This is a genomic window from Mycolicibacter sinensis (assembly GCF_001673565.1).
Taxonomy (GTDB): Bacteria; Actinomycetota; Actinomycetes; order Mycobacteriales; family Mycobacteriaceae; genus Mycobacterium; species Mycobacterium sinense_C.
Genome location: NZ_LZMF01000082.1, coordinates 15,096 through 39,977, shown reverse-complemented (window position 1 = coordinate 39,977; position 24,882 = coordinate 15,096). Strand labels below are relative to the sequence as shown.

At 67.2% G+C, this 24,882-nt stretch carries 18 protein-coding genes, 1 pseudogene and 1 riboswitch; of the genes and pseudogenes, 17 read left to right on the top strand and 2 right to left on the bottom strand.

Annotation, left to right across the window (positions count from 1 at the left end):
• Window positions 1-85 precede the first annotated feature (85 nt).
• The 14 genes and pseudogenes from A5648_RS13310 to A5648_RS13245 all read left to right on the top strand — a co-directional run.
• Window positions 86-865 (top strand): annotated as a pseudogene (locus A5648_RS13310) (spirocyclase AveC family protein); the annotation flags it as partial.
• A gap of 196 nt (window positions 866-1,061) precedes the next feature.
• Window positions 1,062-1,928: an MlaE family ABC transporter permease gene (locus A5648_RS13305; RefSeq protein WP_065024998.1), complete on the top strand. Its 867-nt coding sequence runs from the start codon at window positions 1,062-1,064 to the stop codon at window positions 1,926-1,928.
• Between the two features lie 5 nt (window positions 1,929-1,933).
• Complete coding sequence (locus A5648_RS13300; RefSeq protein WP_065024997.1) at window positions 1,934-2,791, top strand: ABC transporter permease; 858 nt, start codon at window positions 1,934-1,936, stop codon at window positions 2,789-2,791.
• Between the two features lie 2 nt (window positions 2,792-2,793).
• On the top strand, window positions 2,794-4,206 hold the full coding sequence (locus tag A5648_RS13295; RefSeq protein ID WP_065024996.1) for an MlaD family protein: 1,413 nt from the start codon (window positions 2,794-2,796) through the stop codon (window positions 4,204-4,206).
• On the top strand, window positions 4,203-5,243 hold the full coding sequence (locus A5648_RS13290) for an MCE family protein (RefSeq protein ID WP_065024995.1): 1,041 nt from the start codon (window positions 4,203-4,205) through the stop codon (window positions 5,241-5,243). The genes A5648_RS13295 and A5648_RS13290 overlap by 4 nt, the downstream gene beginning before the upstream one ends.
• Before the next feature lie 7 nt (window positions 5,244-5,250).
• Window positions 5,251-6,333 (top strand): MCE family protein, encoded by a 1,083-nt coding sequence (locus A5648_RS13285; protein WP_065024994.1) that lies wholly within the window; start codon window positions 5,251-5,253, stop codon window positions 6,331-6,333.
• Window positions 6,330-7,466 carry an MlaD family protein gene (locus A5648_RS13280; protein ID WP_065025015.1) on the top strand — a complete coding sequence of 379 codons (1,137 nt, stop codon included), beginning with the start codon at window positions 6,330-6,332 and terminating at the stop codon, window positions 7,464-7,466. Before A5648_RS13285 ends, A5648_RS13280 begins: the two co-directional genes overlap by 4 nt.
• Entirely contained in the window at window positions 7,463-8,560 is a 1,098-nt protein-coding gene (locus tag A5648_RS13275; RefSeq protein ID WP_065024993.1) for an MCE family protein, read from the top strand. Before A5648_RS13280 ends, A5648_RS13275 begins: the two co-directional genes overlap by 4 nt.
• A complete protein-coding gene (locus tag A5648_RS13270) occupies window positions 8,557-9,843 on the top strand; it encodes an MlaD family protein (RefSeq protein ID WP_082966477.1) in 1,287 nt (428 codons plus the stop codon). Before A5648_RS13275 ends, A5648_RS13270 begins: the two co-directional genes overlap by 4 nt.
• Before the next feature lie 14 nt (window positions 9,844-9,857).
• Window positions 9,858-10,421, top strand: coding sequence for a hypothetical protein (locus A5648_RS13265; RefSeq protein ID WP_065024992.1), 564 nt, complete (start codon window positions 9,858-9,860; stop codon window positions 10,419-10,421).
• Window positions 10,421-11,119: an RsiV family protein gene (locus tag A5648_RS13260; RefSeq protein ID WP_234787421.1), complete on the top strand. Its 699-nt coding sequence runs from the start codon at window positions 10,421-10,423 to the stop codon at window positions 11,117-11,119. Before A5648_RS13265 ends, A5648_RS13260 begins: the two co-directional genes overlap by 1 nt.
• Window positions 11,120-11,194: 75 nt before the next feature.
• Window positions 11,195-12,481, top strand: coding sequence for an amidohydrolase family protein (locus A5648_RS13255; protein ID WP_065024991.1), 1,287 nt, complete (start codon window positions 11,195-11,197; stop codon window positions 12,479-12,481).
• 117 nt (window positions 12,482-12,598) lie between these two features.
• Window positions 12,599-13,903: a TetR/AcrR family transcriptional regulator gene (locus A5648_RS13250; RefSeq protein ID WP_065024990.1), complete on the top strand. Its 1,305-nt coding sequence runs from the start codon at window positions 12,599-12,601 to the stop codon at window positions 13,901-13,903.
• Between the two features lie 81 nt (window positions 13,904-13,984).
• Window positions 13,985-14,863 (top strand): mycofactocin-coupled SDR family oxidoreductase, encoded by an 879-nt coding sequence (locus A5648_RS13245; protein ID WP_065024989.1) that lies wholly within the window; start codon window positions 13,985-13,987, stop codon window positions 14,861-14,863.
• Between the two features lie 2 nt (window positions 14,864-14,865).
• Here A5648_RS13245 and A5648_RS13240 read toward each other — a convergent pair whose 3' ends face one another.
• Together A5648_RS13240 and A5648_RS13235 are read right to left on the bottom strand one after the other, a co-directional pair.
• Window positions 14,866-15,936, bottom strand: a complete 1,071-nt coding sequence (locus A5648_RS13240) for an NAD(P)H-dependent amine dehydrogenase family protein (protein WP_065024988.1) — start codon at window positions 15,934-15,936, stop codon at window positions 14,866-14,868.
• Complete coding sequence (locus A5648_RS13235) at window positions 15,933-16,919, bottom strand: LLM class flavin-dependent oxidoreductase (RefSeq protein ID WP_065024987.1); 987 nt, start codon at window positions 16,917-16,919, stop codon at window positions 15,933-15,935. Before A5648_RS13235 ends, A5648_RS13240 begins: the two co-directional genes overlap by 4 nt.
• Before the next feature lie 109 nt (window positions 16,920-17,028).
• On the opposite strand from A5648_RS13235, the gene A5648_RS13230 reads away from it, so the two are divergent.
• From A5648_RS13230 to A5648_RS13220, 3 genes are all read left to right on the top strand, one after another.
• Window positions 17,029-17,802, top strand: coding sequence for an NAD(P)H-binding protein (locus tag A5648_RS13230; protein ID WP_082966476.1), 774 nt, complete (start codon window positions 17,029-17,031; stop codon window positions 17,800-17,802).
• Between the two features lie 56 nt (window positions 17,803-17,858).
• Window positions 17,859-18,063, top strand: a riboswitch (cobalamin riboswitch).
• A 133-nt stretch (window positions 18,064-18,196) separates the two neighbouring features.
• Window positions 18,197-20,473, top strand: a complete 2,277-nt coding sequence (gene metE / locus A5648_RS13225) for a 5-methyltetrahydropteroyltriglutamate--homocysteine S-methyltransferase (protein WP_065024986.1) — start codon at window positions 18,197-18,199, stop codon at window positions 20,471-20,473.
• A 374-nt stretch (window positions 20,474-20,847) separates the two neighbouring features.
• Window positions 20,848-24,882, top strand: coding sequence for a cation-translocating P-type ATPase (locus A5648_RS13220; RefSeq protein ID WP_065024985.1), 4,035 nt, complete (start codon window positions 20,848-20,850; stop codon window positions 24,880-24,882).

Genomic DNA, 24,882 nt, shown 5'->3' with positions numbered 1-24,882 from the left:
GCGCTGTCATCATGCTGGGCACCCTGCTCGGGTTGATCGCACTGATCTACGGAGTGGTGCTCTACTTCGACCCGGAGGCCCGCCGGTGAGCGCCGGGCTGGCGCCGTCGCTTGCGGCCGCCCAGATCTTCTCCTACGTCACCGGAATCGTGTTCTTCGCGGTAGGTGTCTACCTGAGTTACCGTCGCCGGCATCTACACCCGCTGTTGCTGCTCTGCATCTCGGCGCTCTCGTTCTCTTGGATCGAGGCCCCGTACGACTGGGCGATGTATGCGCAATTCCCGCCGGAGCTGCCCCGGATGCCGTCATGGTGGCCGCTGAACATGACCTGGGGCGGTCTGCCGTTGGCCGTGCCCATCGGCTACATGTCCTACTTCCTCGTGCCGGCCCTGATCGGGTCCTCGCTTGGACGCCGAGTCGCCGCGGGATTCGGCTGGCGCCGCCCTGTCACGCTGCTGACGGTCGGTCTAATCGTCGGCTTCTGCTGGGCGTTTCTGTTCAACGGCATGTTGGGCGCCCGGCTCGGCAATTTCTCCTATGGCTACGTCATCCCAGGTCTGGCATTGAGCGAAGGGACGCCGCAGCAGTATCCGCTGTACGACGCCCTGGCCATGGGCGTGCAGATGATGGTCTTCACCTATCTGCTCGGGCGAACGGACGCGCAGGGCCGCAACGTCATCGAGGCGTGGGCCGACAACCGCTCGACGACCCGATGGAAATCGTCGGTGTTGTCCATCGTCGCCGTCATCGTGATCGGAAACGGACTGTACGGAGCGGTGTTCGCCCCGCATCTAGCCACCAAGCTCGGCGGTTGGGTGACCTCGGGCCCGAGCGAGCAACTGTTCCCGGGCGTACCGAACCAGCCGATCCACGGCCTCTGGCGGGAAGCCGACACCGCGCCCGACAAAGCGTTGACCACACCGGCAGCGCACGATAGGCTCCGCTGACGAAACCAAACATTGGGTCCGCTGTGCCGAGGCGTTGGCAGAGCGGTTGCAGCAGTCTGGCCGGTTTGGCCCGTAGCTCGGTCAACGGCTTGGCGTTCGGAACGGGGAGGGTCCGCTGACTGTCTCATCGGAGCGCGAAGACGAGATCGACGGGGGGTCGCCCCTTGCCGAAGTCGGTGCCTGGGCGCGGTCCTATGTCCGGGCACATCCGCTGCGGTCGCTGGGCACGGTGGGCGGTCAGGCGATCCTCGGTCTGCGTACCGTGCAGTACCTTTTCATCGATCTGTTCACCGGACGCTTCGCGGTATCGGAGTTCGTCAAGCAGGCCGCGTTCATGGCCGGTACCGCCTTGGTCCCGACACTGCTGGTGACGATTCCGGTCGGGGTCACGCTCTCGATTCAGTTCGCCGTACTCGCCGGGCAGGTCGGCGCCGAATCTCTCTCGGGCGCCGCCAACGGGCTGGTGGTGATCCGCCAAGGAGCGCCCCTGGTCGCCGCGATACTGCTGGCGGCAGCGGTCGGCTCGGCGGTGAGCGCAGACCTCGGGTCGCGGACGATGCGCGAGGAAGTCGCGGCGATGGAGGTCATGGGGGTTTCGGTGATCCGCCGACTGGTGGTTCCCCGTTTCGCCGCACTGATCTTGGTGGGCGTCGCGTTGACCGGGCTGGCGACGTGCGCCGGCTTCTTCGTCGGCTACCTGTTCAACGTGTTCGTGCAGAGCGGAACTCCGGGATCGTTCGTTGCCACCTTCGCCTCCTTCGCGACTGTCGACGACCTCGTCCTGGCTTTGGCCAAGGCGATCGCCTTCGGAGCGATCGTCGCGGTGGTGGCCTGCCACAAAGGTTTGGACACCCGCGGAGGGCCGGCCGGGGTCGCCAATTCGGTGAACGCCGCGGTGGTCGAATCGATTCTGCTGCTGATGATCGTCAACGTCGGAATGAGCCAGTTGTATCTGCTGCTCTTCCCCAAAGCGAGCCTGTAAGCGCGATGACCGTAGCCGTCTACCGCCCTCGTGCGGTTCACCACCTCCTTCGAACGGCCGAGGCCGTGTGGCTGCCCGTGGCCAAGGGCGGCCACATGCTGGACTTCATCTGTCGTGTGGTGTTGGCGGTGCCGGTCATGCTGGCTCGTTACCGCCGGGAGTTCTTCCGCAATCTGTCCGATATCGCCTGGGGCAACGGGGCGCTCGTGGTGGGCGGCGGCACCATGGGCGTCTCCGTGGTGCTGGGTATCACCGCCGGCGCGCTGCTGGCCATCGAGGGCTACAACGCGCTGAACCTGTTGGGCCTCGGGCCGGCGACCGGGCTATTGTCCTCGTGGGGCTCCACCCGCGAGTTGGTGCCGGTCATGATCGCGATCGCCTTCACCACCCAGGCGGGCTGCCGTTTCACCGCTCAACTGGGCGCCATGCGCATTGCCGAAGAGATCGACGCGATGGATGCCCTGGCGATCAAACCGATTCCGTACCTGGTGACCACGCGGGTGGCAGCGTCGGTTCTGGCTGCCATCCCGTTGTTCCTGGTATGCCTGGCGGCGGCATATCTGTCCGCGCAGGTCGTGGTCGGCATCATCGCCGACACTTCCGCGGGTACCTACGGCCACTACTTCGCCCTGTTCAGCAGCGGACGTGACGTCTTCTACGCCACCATCAAGGGAGTCATCTTCATCTTCTTCGCCGCCGTGATCCAGTGCTACTACGGATATTTCGCCTCAGGCGGCCCGCAGGGAGTGGGAGTGGCAGCCGGTCATGCGATGCGGGCCACCATCACGGTGGTGATCATCTTGAATGCGCTGCTGACCATGGCGATGTGGGGCGTCAACGCCGGCGCCAGGTTCGGAGGCTGACGATGCCGAACTCCTTCGAGGCCAATGATGGTGGGCCCTCCAACGCCCGGTTGTTCCTCGACGGGCTGGCACTACTGGCGATCGTCGCCGTCGCCGCGACACTGATGATCGCGCAGTCCCAGGGCGTGCTGCAGCATTCCGTGCGGGTCAGCGCCGAACTCGTCAATGTCGGTGACGGCCTGCCGGTGAAGTCCGACGTCAAGTTCCGGGGCATGCTGGTCGGATTCGTCTCGGCCGTCACCCCCGCTGCGACGGGCCATCCCAACCTGGTGCGACTCGATCTGAGCCCCGCACACGCGCCCGGCATTCCCGCCACAGTGACCGCCCGAGTGGTGCCGTCGAACGTCTTCGCGGTGTCCTCGGTGCAACTGGTCGACAACGGCCCATATTCGGCCCCCGTGCGCACCGGAGCGGTGATCAAAGAAGATCAGACCCTGCCGACCGTGCTCTTCGAGACCACGTTGAACAAGTTCCGCCAAGTGCTCGCATCGGTGGGGCGCCAGCCCACCGGCGATAGCGTGGGATGGCTCACCGCCCTGGGCGAGGCGACCAGCGGTCGGGGCGATCGGCTACAGCGTGCCGGCGGCGACCTGAACGAGATCGTCAACCAGCTCAGCACCGTCGTCACCGACGACACCATCGGCCCGTCGACCATGTCCGCGCTCACCGCGGCCACCGCCGCCCTGGGGCAGACGGCGCCGGAGCTACTCGACGCTCTCGATAACGCGGTCCAGCCGATGCGGACTCTTGCCGAAAAGCGTTCAGAGCTGATGAATCTGCTCTCGGTCGGGCTGGGCACCGCCGGAGTGCTCGGCGATGCCTTCGACAACAACACCGACCGGATGATCGACATCTCCACGAAGCTGACACCGGTGCTGGGCGTGCTGGGCGATCACGCCGAGACCCTGCACGGCATCTCGACTCGGTTGACCACACTGGTCGGCCGGGTCATGGACGTCGCCTGGAATTACGACACCAATCAGCTGCAGGCCAAAGCCGTCATCTCGTTGAACCCGACCCGCACCTATGTGCGCTCGGACTGCCCCCGCTACGGGGACATGCTCGGGCCCAGTTGTTTCACCGCTCCCGAGGTCCCCACCGCACCGGCATTGACGCCGTCGCTGGAAACCCGCGGCTTTCCGCTGCCCCCCGGCATCACCGAGAACCGGCCGAATTTCGCACCACCACGCTTCTCTGTCCTGCCCCCGCCCGCCGGCCCCGAACCGGAAGCACCGGAGCCGGTGCAACCGCAGTCATTCGGCGGCAACGTCGGCCCGGTCGGCAGTAGCACCGAGAAGCAACAGCTCAAGGTCATCATGGGCGATCAGGCCAACGTGGGGGCCGAAATCCTGCTGACGCCGCTGCTTCGCGGCACCACCGTGCGGTTGACGGCGAGCGCGGGCGGTGCCCGATGAGGTACCGCAAGGCGCTGCTCGGGTTGAGTTTGTTCCTGGTGCTTTCCCTCACCGCGACGTGGCTGGTCTTCGTCACGCTGCGCCGAGAAGTCTCCGGCCCGACCAACACCTACAGCGCGATGTTCACCGACGTATCCGGACTGCACAGCGGCGATGACGTACGCACCGCAGGCGTTCGGGTGGGACGCGTCGACCGGGTGGACTTGGACGGCACCCTGGCCAGAGTCACGTTCCGAGTTCCGAAGGCCCACACCCTCTACGACGACACGACCGCATCGGTGACCTACCAGAACATCATCGGCCAGCGTTATCTCGGGCTCGCCCCCGGAACCGGCGACTCCCCCAAGGCGTTACCAGATCACGGCATCATCCCCGTCGAGCGCACCAACCCGTCGTTCGACATCTCCCATCTGCTCAACGGATTCGAGCCGCTGTTCACCCTCCTGAGCCCGCGGCAGGTCGACAACCTCACCGGTGGCATCATTGCGGCACTGCAAGGCGATTCCGCGTCGGTCGTGACCCTGATCAGTCAGACCTCAGCTCTGGCCGAATCGTTCGCCGGGCCCGATCAGGTCCTCGGCGACGTCATCGCCAACCTCGACGAGGTCACCGCGATCCTGGCGCGCCAAGACCGGGACCTGCAATCGGTGATCGACTACTCCCGCACCGCATTATCGACACTGGCCGCGCGGCGCGACGAGTTGGCGGCATCGACCGGTTCGATCACCCAGGCAACCGATCGCCTGTCGGTTCTGCTGGATGCGATCTATCCGCAGCTTGAGGAGTTTCTGGCGCGCGAGCCCGGATTCGTGGGGCATCTCACCGGCGAAGGCCGGCAGCGGTTCGCCCACTACGGGGCGAATCTGGTGCTGGTGCTCAAAGGCCTTGCCCGAGCAACCCAGAGCGGAAGCTACATCGACGGCTACATCTGCGACATCAACTCCACGGTGTTCGCGTTCTTGGGCCGGGTCATCCCCGGCACCGTCAAACTGGCCTCCCCGGGCAACATCGTCCAACACTCACCGATCTGCAGGTAGGACGGCGATGTCACCGAGACCCAAGCGCGCGATCGAGGGCTACAACCCGATCTGGGTGGGCACCATCACGGTGGCGATCATGGCCGTGGTCATCACCGCACTGGTCGGCATCGGCAAGTTGGCACTGGGGCACTCCGGGTATCGGGCCGAGTTCGCACAGGCCGCCCAACTGCGGCCCGGGGACCAGGTCACCGTGGCGGGAATCGAGGTTGGCACCGTCAAAGACGTCGCGCTCACCGGCGATCACGTCACGGTGAAATTCACCGTCGGCAACGGTGTGCGGGTCGGCGATGCCTCCCGAGCGGCGATCAAGCTGACCACCCTGCTGGGGCGGCGCTACCTCGAGTTGTCCCCCGCCGGAGACGGCGAACTGCGTTCCCGCACCATCGCCTTGGCCAACACGTCGGTGCCCTACAACCTGCAGGCCACCCTGGCCGACGCAACCACCACCTTCGAACAGGTCGACGCCGACCGCATCGCCGCCTCCATGGCCGAGATGAGCAACGGCCTCGCCGGTGTGCCCGAGGCGCTGCCAGAGGCCCTGCAAAACGTCCAATCCCTGGCCGCCGTGATCGCCACCCGGCGCGATCAGATCGGGTCCCTGCTCCAGAACGTCGACACCATCACCGGGTTGATCCGCGACCAGAAGGCCGACCTCGGCGCGCTGGTCATCCAGGGCCGCGACCTGCTCCAGACGATCAACGCCCGGCAGGCGTCGCTGCACCGCTTGCTCGACGGCACCACCGCCCTGGTCGACACCGTGAAAACGATCCTGGGCGACGAGCCCGCGATCAACGAGCTGCTGGCCAACATGCAGCAATTCGCGCAGATGGCCGCCAGCCACGACGCGCTGGTCCGCAATACGCTGCAGGTGATGCCGGTGGCGTTCCGCAACCTCGCCAACGCCAGCGGCAGCGGTACCGCGCTCGACATCAACCTGCCGGCCGGGGTGCTCATCGACTCGTGGATGTGTGCACTCAGCGGACGCGGAAAGCAATTCGGGCTGGCGCAGTACTTCACCGATTGCCAACCCGCCGGGGACCCGTTCCCGGGCTGGCCGCCGCCGGACCCGGCGAGGCTGCCCGGATGACCGCCATTGCCACCCGTACCAGGTCGATCGCGATCGGGCTGGCACTCCTCGCCATCGCCGGAATACTGCTGTGGCACTCAGCATCCGGTAATCGGCACCGGGCTTTGACCGTCACGGCGCAGTTCGAAGAAGCCGTCGGGCTCTACGAGGGCAATGCGGTGTCCATCCTCGGGATGCCGGTCGGCAAGGTCACCGAAATCGTCCCCAAAGACAGCTACGTCGAGGTGAAACTCGTCATCGACAAAAACGTCGACATCCCCGCCGACGTTCAGGCGGTCACCGTCGCGACGTCCATCCTGACCGATCGGCACGTCGAGCTGACACCGCCGTACGGCGGTGGCCCCAAGCTGCGCGACCGGGATGTCATCAGCCTTCCCCGTACCAGAACGCCCGTCGAGTTCGATCGCACCCTGGCCATGGCCGACAAGCTCTCTCGCGCTTTGGAGGGCGACGGCCAGGGCCACGGCCCGCTCGCCAACCTGATCGGGATCGGCGCCAAGATCTCCTCCGGTAGCGGGCCCGACATCAAGTCCGCCCTCGATCAACTCTCCCAAGCGCTGCGGCTGAGCTCCGACAACGGTGCGGCCACCGGAAAGTCCATCGCGTCGATCGCTGCCAGCCTCGCCGACTTGACCCAGGCCGCCGCCGACAATGACACCGCGATCCGGGAATTCGGCTCGAACATCCGCGCGCTCAGCGACCTGATCGCCGCCGAAAACCTCGGCGCGGGCAGCACCGGCGCCAAGGCCAACCAGGTCCTCGACCAGGCGGCCGCACTCCTGGAAAAGAACCGCGACACCCTCAAGGGAACCGTCAGTGATTTCGGTTCCCTCACCGTCGCCCTCAACGACAACCGCCGCCAGGTCGAAGAGATCCTCGATGTACTCCCGCTGGTGGGCACCAACATCTATAACGCCGTCGATCCCAGTGGTCACACACTGCGGATCCATCCCACGCTCGACAAACTCATGCTCAACGGCCAAATGGCCAAGGAGATCTGCAACCTCGCCGGGATCAAGGATCTGGGCTGCGCCACCGGGACGGTCGCCGACAACGCGCCCGCGTTCGGCACCACCTTCTTCGTGGAGGGAATGACGGGACTACTCGAACACATGGCGGGAGTCGCAAAATGATGCGGACCGTGGTCGCAGCCGGTATGGCGCTGACGCTCTCTGGGTGTGCCGGGGGTCTGGCCAGCATCCCGCTGCCCGCGCCGGGGCGCATCGACGGCGATATCACTCTGACGGCGGTGTTCAGCAACGCGCTGAACCTGCCGGTGAAAGCGAAGGTCAAACTCAACGGCGTCGATATCGGTGAGGTCCAATCCCTTCAGGCCCGGGACTTCTCCGCGCACGTGACGATGAAGGTCAGCGCCAACGCACCGCTGTACGCCGACACCATCGCCGAGCTGCGTTCGGCGACTCCGCTCGGCGATATCTTCATCGCGGTGCGACGTGGTCCGGATGCGACTGCGGATTCTGCGCGGCTGGGGGACGGCGACACCATCGCGTCAGACCACACCACCTCCGCCGCGACCATCGAAGACGTTCTCGGTTCGGCCGCCCTCCTGGTCAACGGCGGCGCGATCCGCCGGCTGGTCTCCACCGTCAACGGCGCAGGAACGGCGGTGGGCGGGCGGGGCGAAAAGGTCGCCGCACTGCTGCACAACTCCAACACCTTGCTGTCGCGGTTCAACGCCCGCTCAACGCAGATAGACCAGGCGTTGCGCAACACCTCCGACCTGGCCGCCACCCTGACCGCTCGCCGCGATACCCTCAACACGGCGCTCGCCGCGGCCACGCCGGCCACGGCCACCCTGGCCGACAACGCCACGAACCTTGCCGACCTGGTATCTTCCGCCAGCCGGATCACCCGGCAGCTCAACCGCTTTCCCTCGATGCAGGGCACCGATACGCGCAGCACCATCAGCGACCTCAACCGGCTCTCGGACGTCTTCAACCAGATCTCGACCGACCCCGATCTGAATATGAACATCTGGAATCGGATGATCACCGGGATCACCCACATCACCAGCGGGCCGGACATTCACGCCGTCGGAATCGTCACCCAGCTGGCGATCGGGGCGCTGCCCGACAAGAACTACCCCGGCGATCCGGGCATCCATGGCCCGGACGGCACCGACTGGCATGCCATGATCGGCAGCCTCCGATACGAGTGGAATCTGTTGTTGAGCCGCATCTACGGGCCCGAGCATCAGCCGCGATGATGAACAGCACCCAGCACCTCTTGGAAGGACCGGCACGACTGCTGGTCGATTCGGCCGGAGCCTGCAAGCGCCACCGCGTCGCGGTGTCGGTGACCGGCATCATCGTGACCCTGATCGCCGTCCTGGCCTACATCATCGGCGGAACGCTGGGCATCAGCCCGTTCCGTTCCACCATCGCCGTACACGTACACCTGCGCGAATCCGGCGGCCTGCTACCCAACCAGGACGTCACGCTGCGGGGCGTGCGGGTCGGCAAGGTGGCCGCGGTAGAACTCGGCGAAACCGGAGTCGTGGCCACGGTCGAGATCGACGGCCGCAAACGGGTGCCGCAGAACAGTCGCGTCCGGGTCTCCGCGCTGTCCGCAGCCGGCGAGCAGTACCTGGACTTCCAGCCCGAGCAGCCCGGCGCACCGGCCCTGACCGACGGGGCCGTCATCGCCGAGGACCACACCGCGATACCGGTGTCGCTGGCCCAACTCCTGGCAGACGCCAATGGACTACTGGCACAGGTGGATCCGCAGCAGCTCGCCGCGATCACCACTGAGCTTCGGGTATCCAATGAGGGGCCGGCCAAGCTCGCCGCCCTGCTCGACGGCGGGGCGTTCCTCATCTCGACGCTCGACTCGGTCCTTCCCCAGACGGTGAGCGTCCTGCGGACCAGCCGAACCGTGCTGACGACCGTCGTCGACAGCAGCGCCGGGATGATTCGCACCTCGCAGAACGTGAACGCCATCATGCGCGGAGCGGCAGCGATGGACGGCGGGTTCCGCACTCTGGTGGAAAGCGGCGATCGACCACTCGTCATGCTGGACAGGATCATCGACGACAACTCCGACACCATGGTCCAGCTGCTGGGAAATCTCGTCACGACCGCACAACTGTCTTACGCGCGGCTGCCCGCCCTGAACGAGATCGTCAACTCCGATCGCGGCGGCTCGGCGGTCGAGGCATTGAGCAGCGTGGTGCGCGACGGGGCGGTCTGGGTGATCGCGGATCTATGGCCCCGGTACAGCTGCGACTACGGGCTTCCGCCCCTGCCACCGGCCATACCGAACTATCCCGAGCCGTATCTACACACCTACTGCCAGAACCCCGACCCCTCGGTCCTGGTCCGCGGCGCCCGTAACGCGCCACGCCCGCCAGGAGACGACACGGCGGGCCCACCGCCGGGCTATGACCCGCTGGCACAGACCGATCCGGTCCCGGCCGACTCGCGCACCCTGCTCACACCTTTCGGCGGGGTTCCGATGCAGGTGCAACTGCCCCCGGACCCACCGAGCTGACCAAGGAGGAAACCATGACCGCGCAACTCTGCGACGAAACCCCCGCGGCCGACGTCTCCGAAGGGGGCGACGAGGAGGCAGCGTCGCCGCCCGCTCCCCGCCGGCCGCGTCGTGTCGCCCTGGCGGTCGCCGCCGCCATCTCCGTCGCGACGCTGGGGGCGTTGGCTTTCCTGGGCTGGAACTACCAGCAGCAGCGCGGCATCGCCGAGGCAAGCAAGGCGGCGCTGGCGTCCGCGCAGACCTATGCCACCATGCTGACGAGCATCGACACCACCAGCGTCGACGACAACTTCGCGAAGGTGGTCGACGGCGCGACCGGCGAATTCCGGGACATGTACAGCCAGTCGGCGGCCCAGCTGCGCCAGGTGCTGATCGATAACAAGGCGATGAGCAAAGGAATCGTGGTCGACTCCGCCGTCAAGTCGGCGACGAAGAACAGAGTCGAGGTGCTGCTCTTCATCGATCAGGCGATCACCAACGTCGCCAACCCGGCGGCGCGGCTGGATCGCAGCCGGGTCGCGATGACCATGGAGCGGGTCGACGGCCGATGGCTGGCCAGTCGCGTGGAGCTGAAATAGTGACTCTCGCAAGGCGAATCGCTCCGATCTTGGTGCTGCTTGTGCTGGGCAACACCGGTACGGCGGCGGTCACCCGCGCCGAAACCTTCGAAGCGGTGATCGCCGGTGCCAGCCCCGACGGACTGGGAAGCTGGACGGTGCACTATCAGCGCCTCGGTGCCGGCGAGTCACCGACGTCGGAGGCCATCAACGGCCACATCGACGCCGAGGCGAACCGTGAAGTCACCCAAGCGACCTGGGACGGATCAACGCGGCGGCCCTGGACCTTTGACGCGAAGGGAACGCTGCACGTCCGGGCCACGACGGTATCAGAGGTCTTCGTCGGGTCGTACAACACCGCGGAGCCGCACATGCCGATGCAGACGGTCGGCACGGTTGTCTGCGACACCCGCACCGGTGACATCATCACGTGGGACAACCTGTTCCGCGACAAGACCGCCGGGCTGACTCGCCTCGGCGAACGGGTCGAGGCGCGTCTGACACCGGTCGCTTCGCCGACGGAGTTGCGCGACTGGCGGCGCGCCGGCCAGTTCGCACCGGTCGACATCAACTTCAGGCGCTGGATCCCCACCCGCGACGGCATCGAGTTCCACTTTCCTGACGTGCAATTCGGTCGCGGCCTCAAGGTCATCACCATCCCGTGGGCCGAGATCGACGACCTGATCACCCCCGAGTTCGCCTCCATCGCAGAGCGTTGACCAAATATCTGTTCCGCCGTAGAGTCGGACACACCTGACGCCGGTTGATGACCCGCACAGCCCGAGGAGCCCGGAATGAAGATGGACGACTTCGTCCTCGTTTCAGTCGACGATCACCTCGTCGAGCCGCCCGACATGTTTGAGGGTCACATCCCCGACAGATACAAAGATGATGTGCCCAAGCTGATCCAGCGCGCCGACGGCACCGACGCCTGGGTCTTCGAGGGACAGGAAGCCACCAACGTCGGCCTCAACGCGGTCGCCGGCCGCCCCCCGGACGAGTACGGCGCCGAGCCGACCAAACTGAGCGAGATCCGCGAAGGGTGCTACAACATCCACGAGCGGATCCGCGACATGAACGCCAACGGCGTTGCCGCCGCGATGAACTTCCCGTCCTACCCGCAGTTCTGCGGACAGTACTTCGCTCGCGCCAACGACAAGGATCTCGCGCTGGCGGTGCTGCGGGCTTACAACGACTGGCACATCGACGAATGGTGCGGCACCTACCCGGGCCGGATGGTCCCGCTGGCACTGCCGCCGATCTGGGACCCGAACCTGATGGCCGACGAAGTCCGGCGGGTGGCGAAGAAGGGTTGTCACGCGGTCACCTTCTCGGAGAACCCCACCAAACTCGAGTACCCCTCGCTGCACGACCCGCACTGGGATCCGTTCTGGCAGGCCTGCAGTGACGAGAACACCGTCGTCTGCCTGCACATCGGTTCGTCGTCATCGGTGGTGATCACCTCGATCGACGCCCCCGTCGACACCATGATCACCCTGCAGCCGATGAGCATCGTCAATGCGGCGGCGGATCTGGTCTGGTCGCCGACGCTGCGCAAGTTCCCCGACCTGACCTTCGCGCTCTCCGAGGGCGGCATCGGCTGGATTCCCTACTTCCTGGAGCGCGTCGACCGGGTCTACAAGATGCACCGCGCCTGGACCCATCAGAACTTCGGAGGCAAGCTGCCCAGCGAGGTCTTCCTGGAGCGCATCGTGACCTGCTTCATCGACGACGGCTTCGGTATCGAGAACCGGCACAAGCTCAACCTCGACATGATTACCTGGGAATGCGACTATCCGCACTCCGACTCGACGTGGCCACTGGCACCGGAGTCACTCGCCGGCTACCTCAACGGCGTGCCCGACGACGAGATAGACAAGATCACCCACGAGAACGCGCTGCGGCTCTTCTCCTTTGACATGTTCGGGAAGCTGCCGCGCGAGCAACTCACCGTCGGTGCGCTGCGGGCGCAGGCGCGCGACGTGGACCTGGGCTACCGCTCCTCGCAGCGGTTGAAGAAGACCGGCACCGACACCGTGACCGTGCTCGACCTGGCCGCTAAACTGCCCACCGGGACGTGATCGGCGCCCGGCCCAACTGCCCGGCCCGACAGTTACCTTCTGGTAGCGTTCAACCAAATGTTCGGTCACTAGGTGCTCGGGTACATCCCGGCTGATCACGGGCGTAGTGGAGGTACGGTGGGGCGCCGAAAGCCAGCCGGAGCGGCACCTTCCGCGAACCGTACCGGCGGCTACGACGACGGCACGCGCCGCACCGAGATTCTGCAGACCGCCGCGACCCTGATCGCCTCCTCCGGCCTGCGGACCTCGCTGCAGGAGATCGCCGATGCCGCCGGCATTCTGCCCGGCAGCCTCTACCACCATTTCGACTCCAAGGAAGCCATCCTGGTCGAGCTCGTCCGGCGCTACCACGCCGACCTCGAGCAGGTCGGCGACGTGGCACAGGAGCGGTTGGACGAACTGGGTTCTGCGCCGGTCACCGACGCGATCGTGGAATTGGGCGCGGCGATCGCGCGGTGCGCCGTCGCGCACCGCGCCGCACTGCAGATGTCGTTCTACGAGGCGCCCAGCGCGAATCCGGAACTGGTCAAGCTGCTACAGAATCCGCCCACCGGCGCTCAGCACGCCATGCTGCAGACCCTGCGGGCCGCGCGCTGGAGCGGTCACATCCGGCCGGACATCGACCTACCGACGCTCGCCGACCGGATGTGCCAGTCGATGATGCATGTCGGGCTCGACGTCATCCGGCACAAGGCGGCCGCCGACCAGACCGCGGCGCTGCTCAGCCGCATCATGTTGCAGGGCTTGGCCGCTGGGCCCTGCAGCGACGACGAGTTGGACCGCTCCCCGGCGTTCATGGCCGCCGAAGCGGCGATCCAGACCTGGGCCGACGAACGCGCGGCCGAAGCCGATGACAAGGCCGCCCACGTCCGCCGGGTCGCCCGCGCTGAGTTCGGAAGCAAAGGCTACGAGGTCACCACCGTCCGCGATATCGCCTCCGCGGCGGGGATGGGAACCGGCACGGTCTACCGGCTGATCGGCTCGAAAGACGAGCTGCTGGCCTCGATCATGGCCTCATTCGGCGCCAAAGCCGGTGGTGGATTCGCGGCCGTGCTGCGTGCGGACGCGACACCGATAGCCAAGCTCGACGCCTTGAGCTGGATCAACATCAACGCCCTGGACCAATTCCCGGACGAGTGGAAGATCCAGCTCGCCTGGATGCGGCACTCTCCGCCGGACACTCCCAACCCCGGCCTGGCGTTCACCACCCGACTGCGGCAACTCAAATCGCTGTTGTCGGCCGGGACTCGCTCGGCCGACATCCGGGTCGAGACGCCGTCGATGGAGATGCTGTCGCGATGCGTGATGGACCTGCTGTGGGTGCCGGAGAACATTGTGCGCGCCCAGGGAACCCGCGCCGCGCTGATCCTGGCTCGCGACACCCTGGTGCGTGGGGCCGCCGAGCGCAGCCCCGCCGGCTAGCGAACGTCGGCGGGAAACTGCTACCAAAGTTTTGTTCCGATACCTATTGATTAAGCGGACCCCGTCACATAGGTTCGGTCCATGTCCGGAAAGCTCAGCGGCAAGGTCGCATTCATCACCGGCGCTGCCCGCGGCCAGGGCCGTGCCCACGCCCTCGCGATGGCCAGAGAAGGCGCCGACATCATCGCGGTGGACATCTGTCGCCAGATCGAGTCGAACCCCTACCCGCTGGCGACGCCCGATGATCTCGCCGAGACCGAACGAGCGGTCAAGGAACTGGGCCGCCGGGTCGTCGCGCGCATCGCTGACGTGCGCGAGCGGCACGAACTGCGTGACGCGGTGGAGGCCGGCCTGGCCGACCTGGGCAAGATCGACATCGTCGTCGCCAACGCCGGCATCCTGCCGATGGCCATGGGCAAACCCGACCCGATGCAGTTCGTCGACGCCTCCGACGTCGACCTGGTCGGGGTGATGAACACCGTGGCGGTCGCCATTCCGCACCTGCCCGACGGCGCATCGGTCATCGTCACGGGTTCGACCGCCGGAATGATCCGCGGCACCACCGACAATCCGAACATGGGTCCCGGTGGCGCCGGCTATGGGTGGAGCAAGCGCATCGTGATGGAGTACGTCGACGAGATGAGCCTGCACCTGGCGCCGCGGATGATCCGGGTCAACGCCATTCACCCGACCAACTGCAACACCCACCTGTTGCAGAACGACGGCATGTACTCGATGTTCCGCCCGGATCTGACCTCGCAAGGCAAGAAGGCCACCCGCGAGGACGCCGAACCGTTGTTCACCCTCTTCCAGGCCATGCCGATCCCCTACATCGAGCCCGAGGACATGGCCAACCTCGGGGTCTTCCTGGCCAGCGACGACGCCCGGTACATCACCGGTCAGCACATCCGCGTCGACGCCGGATCGCTGCTCAAGTGGCCCAACGGGCCAGGTGGATAACCTCAGAATGCGTGGCGGGGCAACGTGATCGGCAGATCCAGCGAACTCAGCAGCCCCGGAACCGCGTCCACCACATAAGGCACCGCATTGACGACGCGCATCGCGGTCGCCGCCATCGCGCCCCGGCCGGCACCGTGACCTGCTGCGTCACCCAGGGTCATCGCGCAGTGGATGTCGGGATCGCCGTCGATATCCACCCGATAGGTGGCGTCACAGTCCGAGGCCAACCAGTCCGGTGCGACGTCGCGGGCCATCCGGATGATGTGCTCGACCACGATGGCCTCCCGTCCGTCGACGACGCCGACCGCCCGGGTGCACACCGCGCCGCACGTCCCGGCCGCGATAGTCCCGAAGGCCACTTCGATATCGCGACGCGTGACCCGCCGGTCCAGCGAACCGCGGATCTCCTCGACTTGCGCGCCCAGACCCTGCGCCATCAGGTGAATCGGTGCGCTCCAAGCCATCTCGATGAAGCCCGGGGTGCTCAGCATCGGCTCGAAGTCCAGCGGCCGGCCGAATCCCATCCCATCCATCATGACGTCGGCAACCGGGTAGTGGTCGTTGAGCGCGATCTCGCGCACCGTCAGCGTGCGAATCGACTTGGACTGAGTAGCCAGCATCAGGGCGAGCTGATCGGAGCCGAAGCCGGGAAAGACCCCGGACACGTAGAACGACGCGGCACCGGCCTTGGCCGCCGCCTGTAGCTGTTCGCGCCACTCGGGATGAAAGTAGCTCGGCGGATACACCAGGCTGGTCGACGACGTCGAGACGACGTTGATCCCTGCCTCCAGCAGCCGCAGATAGTCGGGCACCGCTGCAGCGTCGCGGTCCGGTCCGCTCGCGGCATACACGACGCAGTCCGGCCGCAGTCGGATCAGCGCATCGGCGTCACCGGTCGCCGCCACCCCGAGCGCGGTGCCACCGGCGAGTTCGCCGGCATCACGGCCCGCCTTCTCGGTCGAATGCACCCAGACCCCAACGAGTTCCATATCGGGCCGGTGCCGGATCGCGTCGATCGCAATGGAGCCGACACCGCCGGTTGACCACACCACGACGCGGGTTTTCCGATTCATGCTTTCCCCTCCGAGTTCGCGCGCCCAACGGCTGCCACTGCATGTTCCAGATAGGGCCAGGCAAGGGTGGGCGGAAGCCCGCCGCACAGCGGAAGCAGCGGCAGGCTGCGACCGGACCGCAGCTGCTCGACGGCCTCCCCGATGGTGAAGATGCGGTACGGCCCGGGTGCTTCCCGCAGTTCCGTCACGCTGGCGGCCCGCGAGATGCTCGCTACGCTCTCATCTCCGTGCCGGTAGCCGGCGGCGGTGACGGCATCGTGGAGCAGGTACGGTCCGAGTTCGCCCCAAGCCTTATCCACGTCGTCTGCAACGAAGACGGTCGTCGGCGCGTCAGGCTCGGGGAACTGGGCCGGACCAGGCTCATGGCCGTGCTCCCGGCACTGCGATTCGTAAAAATCTTTCAGGCCAGCCGGATTCGCCTGAGCGAGAAATCCCAGACCGTGCCGGGCGGCACGGACGGCCGCCGCCGCGCTGCCGCCGGCGATCATGATGTGCGGGCCACCCGGTGTCACACCGGCCGGGGTCACATGGATTCGGCGGCCCTCATAGCGGACCGGCTCACCGCGCAACAGCGCCAGCAGCAGGCTCAACTTCTCATCGGCCAGCGTTCCGCGGGTGCCGATTTCGATGCCGAAGTGCTCGTACTCCTGCGCGCGGTGACCGAGTCCGAAGGCATAGGCGACGCGCCCATTGCTGATGATGTCGAGCACGCTCATGTCTTCGGCCAGCCGGACCGGATCCCAGAACGGCAGGACCACCGCGGCGAGCATGATCCTCAATGCCTCGGTGCGGGCGGCGATGGCCGTAGCCAGCACCAGTGGCGACGGCAGGTGATTGTCCTCGGTGCCGTGATGCTCGGACAGCACCGCGGCGATCGCACCGCGGGTCTCGGCCCAGGCGCACATTTCGATGGCCGCGGCGTACAGCTCAGCGCGGGGTGCTGCCGACACCGGCGCCCGCATGTCGAAGCGAAGCGTGAACATCGTGCCGGCAACTCCTTCGGGCGTCTGGCCGACTATAACCTAATATTTGTTCTCATACCCATGAACGGACCGAGCGCGCCGTACGCCGGCCACATGTACGGTCGAAGCCATGGCGCGCATTGTGATCATCGGCGGCCACGGCAAGGTCGCCCTGCTACTCAGCCGCATCCTGACCGAACCCGGCGGTTCAGCGAGGCTCGACGAAGGAGAGGCGAAGCTGGGACCGCCGCATGAACCGAGCGGTTCAGCGAGGCTCGACGAAGGAGAGGCGAAGCTGGGACCGCCGCATGAACCCGGCGACGAGGTGACCTCGATCTTCCGCAATCCCGACCACTCCGAGGAGGTCGCGGTGACGGGGGCGATTCCGGTGGTGGCCGACATCGAGCAACTCGACACCGCCGCGCTGGCTGACCTGTTGGCCGGCCACGATGCGGTGGTGTTCTCCGCCGGCGCCGGTGGTGGCGACCCGGCCCGCACCTACGCCGTCGACCGCGACGCCGCCATCCGCACCATCGACGCCGCCGCGCAAGCCGGCATCCGGCGCTTTGTGATGGTGTCCTACTTCGGCGCCGCTCCTGATCACGGCGTGGCGGAAGACGATCCCTTCTACCCATACGCGCAGGCCAAGGCCGCCGCCGACGCCCATCTGCGGGCTACCGATCTGGACTGGACGGTGCTGGGGCCGAGTCGGCTGACCCTGGAGCCGGCGACCGGCCGGATCGATATCGGCCCGCACACCGGCAAAGGTGAGGTGTCCCGGGGCAATGTGGCGCTGGTGACCGCGACCTGCCTGACCGGCACCTCGACGATTCGCCGCACCATCGAGTTCAACGACGGGCAGGCGCCCATCCCGGAGGCTCTGGCGGCCCTTCAGGGCGATTGACGGGTAACGTCGACCACGCAACTGGTTTGCCGACATCGCCGGTAGTAGTGGCGCCGTTGGCATCGAGCGCAACGCGGTTTTCCGTGGAGCGCAAGAGGGAACCCGGTGAGAATCCGGGACTGTCCCGCAGCGGTATGCAGGAACGACCGCCGTCATCGGCACTGGTCAAGGGTTCGCCCACGACTGGGAAGCGACGGCCACTAGGAGCACCCCCGGTGCGCGCCTGCGAGTCCGAAGACCTGCCTGTTGTGTCGGGCGCGCCGCGCCCGGCGGATCAACGCCTCGCGGAATGGGCGTCTGGTTTTTCAGCGTTATAGTGCGTTAAATTGCACGGAACCGGATTGGCTGGACGACCGCCGGCGGTGACCCACCCTCTGGATCAAAGGATCGCATCGTGACCGTTCAACCCTTTACCGCCACCGTTCTCGGATCTCCGCGAATCGGGCCGCGCCGCGAACTCAAGCGCGCCACCGAGAGTTACTGGGCCGGCCGGATAGGACAAGACGAACTGAAGAAGGTCGCTGCCGGCCTGCGCCGCGACACCTGGGCACAGTTGGTCGCCGCTGGTCTGGACTCGGTACCGGTGAACACGTTCTCCTACTACGACCAGATGCTCGACACCGCGGTGCTGCTCGGTGCGCTCCCGCAGCGGGTCGCCGGGGTGGCCGACGAGCTGGACCGTTACTTTGCCGCCGCACGGGGCAACTCCGAGATCGCCCCGCTGGAGATGACGAAGTGGTTCGACACCAACTACCACTACATCGTTCCGGAGATCGGCCCGGACACCAAGTTCGCGCTGAATCCGGCCAAGGTGCTCGCTGAGTTCAAAGAGGCTGCCGAGCAAGGGGTTCCGGCTCGCCCGGTGATCATCGGTCCCATCACCTTCCTGCTGCTGAGCAAGGCGGTCGACGGTGCGCCGGCGCCGATCTTCCGCCTCGACGAGCTGACCGACGTCTACGCCGAGCTGCTTTCCAAGCTGGCCGAAGCCGGGGCCGAGTGGGTGCAGATCGACGAGCCGGTGTTGGTGACGGACGGCGCCCCGGACGCCCCGGCGCTGGCCGAACAGGTCTACAGCCGCCTCGCGGGTGTGGCGGGCCGGCCGGCGATCTTCGTCGCCACCTACTTCGGCGACCCGGGCGGTGCGCTGGCCGCGCTGGCCCGGACCCCGGTCGAGGCGATCGGCGTGGATCTGGTCTACGGCTCGGTGGACTCGGTGGCCGCAGTTCCGGAGTTGGCCTCCAAGACCCTGGTCGCCGGTGTCGTCGACGGCCGCAACATCTGGCGCACCGACCTGGAGGCCGCGCTGGCGAAGCTGGCGACCGTGCGGGGGTCGGCGGCTGCGGTGGCGGTATCCACGTCGTGCTCGACGCTGCATGTCCCCTACTCGCTGTCGTATGAGGCCGATTCGGCGCTGGACGACAACCTGCGCAGCTGGCTGGCGTTCGGCGCCGAGAAGGTGACCGAAGTGGCCGTCCTGTCTCGGGCCCTGGCCGAGGGCCGCGACGCCGTAGCCGACGAGATCGCCGCATCCCAGGCCGCGGTGGCCTCGCGCAAGTCCGACCCGCGGCTGAACAACGCGGACGTGCGTGGCCGGATCGCGACGATCACCGCGGCCGGCGCGCACCGCGGCAGCGCCGAGGCCCGGCGTGCCGCTCAGGACGAGCGGCTGCATCTGCCACCGCTGCCGACCACCACCATCGGGTCGTTCCCGCAGACCGTCGACATCCGCAAGGCCCGGGCCGCGCTGCTCGCCGGTGAGATCGACAGGGGCGAGTACGCCCGCCGGATGAAGGCCGAGATCGCCGATGTCATCAAACTGCAGGAGCAGCTGGGCCTCGACGTGTTAGTGCACGGCGAGCCGGAGCGCAACGACATGGTGCAGTACTTCGCCGAGCAGCTGGAGGGCTTCTTCGCCACCGCCAACGGCTGGGTGCAGTCCTACGGCAGCCGGTGCGTGCGGCCGCCGGTGCTCTTCGGCGACGTCTTCCGTCCGCATCCGATGACGGTGGAGTGGGCCACCTACGCCCAGTCACTGACCGACAAGCCGGTCAAGGGCATGCTCACCGGCCCGGTGACCATCCTGGCGTGGTCGTTCGTCCGCGACGACCAGCCGCTGGCCGACACCGCCAACCAGGTGGCGCTGGCCATCCGCGACGAGACCGTGGATCTGGAGAAAGCCGGCATCGCGGTGATCCAGGTCGATGAGCCCGCGCTGCGCGAGTTACTGCCGCTACGCAAGGCCGACCAGGACGCCTACCTGAACTGGGCGGTCGGCGCCTTCCGGCTGTCGACGTCGGGGGTGAGCGACGCGACCCAGATCCACACCCACCTGTGCTACTCGGAGTTCGGCGAGGTGATCGGTGCGATCGCCGACCTCGACGCCGACGTCACCTCCCTCGAGGCGGCGCGCTCGCACATGGAGGTGCTCGACGACCTCAACGCGATCGGGTTCTCCAACGGGGTGGGGCCGGGCGTCTACGATATCCACTCGCCACGGGTGCCCAGCACCGACGAGATGGCCACCTCGCTGCGGGAAGCCCTTGATGCGGTTCCAGCGCAACGACTCTGGGTGAATCCGGACTGCGGCCTCAAGACCCGCAAGACCGACGAGGTGACCGCCTCGCTGGCCAACCTGGTCGCCGCCGCCAAACAAGCCCGCGCCGGGGTGTAGGCCCGACGGGATTCCGATCGCCGAACGTGCGCCTGCTGCGAAAGAATCAGGGAAATCTCGCAGGAGGTGCACGTTCGGCGTAGCCGGCACCGTCAGATCCGGTCGAAATCACGTTAATTCACCGGCATTTCAGGTCGGGTCTCGTCGGCGTTCAGCCGGCCGCCGCCTACCTGCCCTACCTTCGATCGCGAAGGGGAGTAGTTCCTACCCGCCACGCCTGTGGCGGATGTGGATGGTCGTCAGTACGGCGGGCCGACCCGCCCGGTCATTCAGCGGACCCAGGACTTTCGCGAGCGAGACCTTCGGACGATTGACCATGTCGACCGAAGTTTCCACGGAATTCAGCAGATTCGGTCGCCGAGCGAAGGAGACCGATGCCCCCCTCGATGCCCGCACTGATCAACGATGCCGAACCGGCACTGGATGAGCCGCTCGATACGATCGCCGCCGTCGAGAGCCCCCTGATCGACGACGACTCCGACGATGTCACCGAGGGTCGACAACCTCGCCCAACCCCCGCACCCGGCGACGGCTTGATAGCTCTGACGAGCGCGGCGATGGCTGGTGTCAGCGCCGTCGGATTGGGCATCGCACTGGCCGGGCGCGTCCTGCGGCTTCCGCCTTTGCCGGCCAGTGTCCAAGGCGCCGTGGTCGCTCTGGATAACCAGCCGCGGCTGCGCCGACTCCTCGAAGAACGAATCGGCAAGCGTACGACGGACACCGCGTTGGGGATCGCATCGACCGCCGCCCATGCTTTGGCTGTGGCACCGTCGATTCTGGCGGTGGACCTGGCGGTCAATACCTTCAAGGCCGCTGAAGCGCGTGCCGTAGCAGGGGCGTGGTCCCGGCGCGAACCGGAACTGGTCCGCCCCACCACAGGATCGGACGCCCGGTCGACGTCGCGCACGGCGTCACCGCCGGCCGGCCCGGTCGAACAATATCTGCAGCGCGGCAACGGGATTCAGGCGATCGGCGCGGCCGTGGTCGGCGTGACCAGTCGCGACCCGAACCTGGCCGGCAACGCCGCGATTGTGGCCGTTCCGAAAGCCGCCCAATCCACCCCGGAATCGTTCGCGGCGACGCTGGGCCGCGGGCTGGCCAACAACGATGAGGCGCTGCAGATCGACCCGGACAGCCTGCGCCGACTGGATCGGATCGATGTGGTGATTCTCGATCCGCGGGTGCTGCGCAGCGAATCGTTGCGGCTGGTACGGCTTCGGGGTTCCGGCGAGAAGGATCTGGCCGCCTGGGAACGCGCCCAGGCGATGCTGGCAGCCGGCGACCTGCAGCCTGGTTGGCATCCGGTCGCCGGCACCCGCCGCAGCAAGGGGCGCCCCGTTACGGAGGCGCTCTTCGCGCCGGCGCCACATCAGCTGGCCGCCGCGACGCTGGCCGAGACACAGCGCGCCGAGGTGCAGACCATTACCGTCGATGACTCCGCCGGTCTCGGTGAGTTGCGGCCCGCGTTCGACGAAATCGTGCCGATGACGGGCGATTCGATCGACGACGCGCTGCTCGACGCAGTGCACGACTACCAACAGGAAGGCCACACCGTTGCGGTGGTCTCCGCTGTGGCTGCCCAGGCACTGTCGTCCGCCGATCTGGGATTGGGCATCCTGCCCGACGGTGACGGCCAGCCGCAACCGCTGGATGCGGACCTGATCGTCGATGACCTCGCCGGGGTGTGGCGGATTCTGCATGCCCTGCCCGCGGCCAAGGCAGCCAGTCGCCTCGGTGTCGAACTGTCCATCGGGGCTTCGGCGTTGGGTTCACTGCTGCTGATACCGACCGTCCGGGGCCGCGGTCCCGAACCGGTGGCCTTGGGCGCGGCAGCGGGCCTGCTATCCGGCTACTGGTCGGCGCGCAAGGTGGTCAACGCACCGCTGCCCCGGCCGGTTCCCGTCGACGAGTGGCATGCCATGTCGGTTGAGCAGGTTCGTGCCGCATTGGCCGCATCGTCGGAGCCCACCTCGGCGCCGCGCGTTGCCGACAATGCCCAGCGCCACTTCCTCTGGCAGTTCGCCGACGCGGTGCGTGACGAGCTGTCCGACCCGCTGACCCCGGTACTGGGACTGGGTGCCACGGCCACCGCGATATTGGGTTCACCGCTGGACGCGCTGCTGGTCGGCTCGGTACTGGCCAGCAACGCTGTGGTGGCCGCCGGCCAGCGTTTGAGCGCCGAGCTGCGGCTGAATCGGCTGCTCGCGGACCAGGTCCCACCTGCCTGGAAGGTGACGATCCGGCCGGATGGCACCCGGGAACGGGTTCAGGTGCTCCCCGAGCAGTTGCAGCGTGGCGATCTGATCGAGGTGGGTCCTGACGACGTGGTGCCGGCCGACGCCCGTGTGATCGAGCAGGAGAAGCTGGAGGTCGACGAGGCATCGCTGACCGGTGAGTCGCTGCCGGTGACCAAGCAGATCGACGCCACCCCGGGCGCAGAACTGGCCGAACGGCGCTGCATGCTCTTCGCGGGCACCACGGTGGCGGCCGGGACGGGCCTGGCGTTGGTGACCGCGGTAGGCCCTGACACCGAGGTGCGGCGCGCAGCCGACCTCGTCACCAGTCGGCACGGCGACATCGGGCTCGGCCATCAGCTCGGCCAGATCACCAACCGGACCTGGCCACTGAGCCTGGTCGCCGGCGGATTGGTCAGCGCGCTGGGGGTGGCGCGCGGCACCCGGCTGCAGCAGGCGGTGGCTCAAGGTGTTTCGGTCGCCGTCGCCGCCGTCCCCGAAGGCATGCCGGTGGTGGCGACACTGGCCCAGCACGCATCTGCGCACCGTCTCACCAAATCCGGTGTGCTGGTGCGGGTGCCGCGCTCCGTGGAAGCCCTGGGCCGGGTGGACGTGGTGTGCTTCGACAAAACCGGCACCCTCAGCGAGAACCGGCTACGGGTCACCGAGGTGCGGACAGCGTCCGGTCACTCCCATGACGAGGTGCTGCGTTGCGCGGCACGCGCGACAGCATCGGCGAAGGGACAGAGCCATGTCGACGCCACCGACGCCGCGATCGTGGCGGCGGCTGCGGCGGTGCCGGGTGCCATCGCATCGGCAGAGGCCGACGCCCATCTGCCGTTCCGCTCCGGGCGGCCGTTCGCGGCATCGGTGTTCGGGACCGAATTGACCATCAAGGGTGCACCCGAAGTGGTGCTCGCCGCCTGCGGAGACGTTGCGGCCGACGTCCACGACCTGGTGGAGCAGCTGGCCGACGAGGGACTGCGGGTGCTCGCGGTAGCACGACGCGAGCTCAGCTCCGCACAGATCCAATCGCTTTCGGCCGATGTCGACGATCCCGACACCCAGCTGGCAGCCATCGCCGAGCAGTGCACCGACGGGCTGACCCTGGTCGGATTCGTCGGCATCTCCGACACCCCGCGCGCCGGGTCGGCCGGCCTGCTGGCCGAGCTGCATCGCCGGGAGGTGCCGGTTCGGATGATCACCGGCGACCATCCGACCACCGGCCGCGCCATCGCCCGCAAGATGGGCCTGCACGTCAGCGCCGAGCAGGTGATCACCGGCATGGAATGGGAGACGCTGTCGGGTAAGGAGCAGGAGCTCGCGGTGGCCGAGCGGGTGGTGTTCGCCCGGATGTCGCCGGCGAACAAGGTTCAGGTGGTGCAGGCGCTGGAACGCAGCGGCAAGGTGTCGGCGATGGTCGGCGACGGCGCCAACGACGCCGCCGCCATCCGGGCCGCCACCGTCGGGATCGGGATCGTCGCCCAAGGCAGCGACGCCGCCCACACGGCCGCCGACGTGGTGCTGCTCGACGGCCGCATCGAAACCCTGCTGGACGCCCTCAACGAGGGCAGCCAACTGTGGCAGCGGGTGCAGGCGGCGGTGGCGGTGCTGCTGGGCGGTAACGCCAGCGGCGCGCTCTTCGCCATCGTCGGCAGCGCACTGACCGGTCAGGCACCGTTGAACACCCGACAGTTACTGCTGGTGAACATCGTGACCGACGCATTTCCGGCTACCGCGCTGGCGATCAGTCAACCTCGGCGCCCCATGCCCTTCGGGGGGCGCGGGCCCGACGAGAAAGCACTGCTGCGCGCAGTGACGCTGCGTGGCACGGCCACGGCCGGCGCCACGCTTGCGGCGTGGTTCATGGCACGAGTCACCGGGTTTCCCCGGCGCGCCTCCACGGTGGCACTGGTCGCGCTGGTGACCACCCAGTTGGGACAGACGGTGCTGGAGTCGCGCTCACCGCTGGTGCTGGCCACCGCGGGAGGGTCTTTCGCGGCTATGGCGGTCCTGATCAGCACACCGGGCGTCAGCCAGTTCATGGGATGCACGCCGCTCGGTCCGATCGGCTGGGCCCAGGCACTGGGATCAGCGGCGATCGCGACCACCGCGGCGGGCATCGCACCCCGCTTCCTGCCGCGTGCCGGCGCAGACAGCGTCGATGCCGCGTGA

Excerpts from the sequence above, each read along its gene's own strand:
- A5648_RS13300 (WP_065024997.1), top strand. The coding sequence starts at position 1,934 with ATGACCGTAGCCGTCTACCGCCCTCGTGCGGTTCACCACCTCCTTCGA.
- A5648_RS13295 (WP_065024996.1), top strand. The coding sequence starts at position 2,794 with ATGCCGAACTCCTTCGAGGCCAATGATGGTGGGCCCTCCAACGCCCGG.
- A5648_RS13290 (WP_065024995.1), top strand. The coding sequence starts at position 4,203 with ATGAGGTACCGCAAGGCGCTGCTCGGGTTGAGTTTGTTCCTGGTGCTT.
- A5648_RS13285 (WP_065024994.1), top strand. The coding sequence starts at position 5,251 with ATGTCACCGAGACCCAAGCGCGCGATCGAGGGCTACAACCCGATCTGG.
- A5648_RS13280 (WP_065025015.1), top strand. The coding sequence starts at position 6,330 with ATGACCGCCATTGCCACCCGTACCAGGTCGATCGCGATCGGGCTGGCA.
- A5648_RS13275 (WP_065024993.1), top strand. The coding sequence starts at position 7,463 with ATGATGCGGACCGTGGTCGCAGCCGGTATGGCGCTGACGCTCTCTGGG.
- A5648_RS13270 (WP_082966477.1), top strand. The coding sequence starts at position 8,557 with ATGATGAACAGCACCCAGCACCTCTTGGAAGGACCGGCACGACTGCTG.
- A5648_RS13265 (WP_065024992.1), top strand. The coding sequence starts at position 9,858 with ATGACCGCGCAACTCTGCGACGAAACCCCCGCGGCCGACGTCTCCGAA.
- A5648_RS13255 (WP_065024991.1), top strand. The coding sequence starts at position 11,195 with ATGAAGATGGACGACTTCGTCCTCGTTTCAGTCGACGATCACCTCGTC.
- A5648_RS13245 (WP_065024989.1), top strand. The coding sequence starts at position 13,985 with ATGTCCGGAAAGCTCAGCGGCAAGGTCGCATTCATCACCGGCGCTGCC.
- A5648_RS13240 (WP_065024988.1), bottom strand. The coding sequence starts at position 15,936 with ATGAATCGGAAAACCCGCGTCGTGGTGTGGTCAACCGGCGGTGTCGGC.
- A5648_RS13235 (WP_065024987.1), bottom strand. The coding sequence starts at position 16,919 with ATGTTCACGCTTCGCTTCGACATGCGGGCGCCGGTGTCGGCAGCACCC.
- A5648_RS13230 (WP_082966476.1), top strand. The coding sequence starts at position 17,029 with ATGGCGCGCATTGTGATCATCGGCGGCCACGGCAAGGTCGCCCTGCTA.
- A5648_RS13220 (WP_065024985.1), top strand. The coding sequence starts at position 20,848 with ATGCCCCCCTCGATGCCCGCACTGATCAACGATGCCGAACCGGCACTG.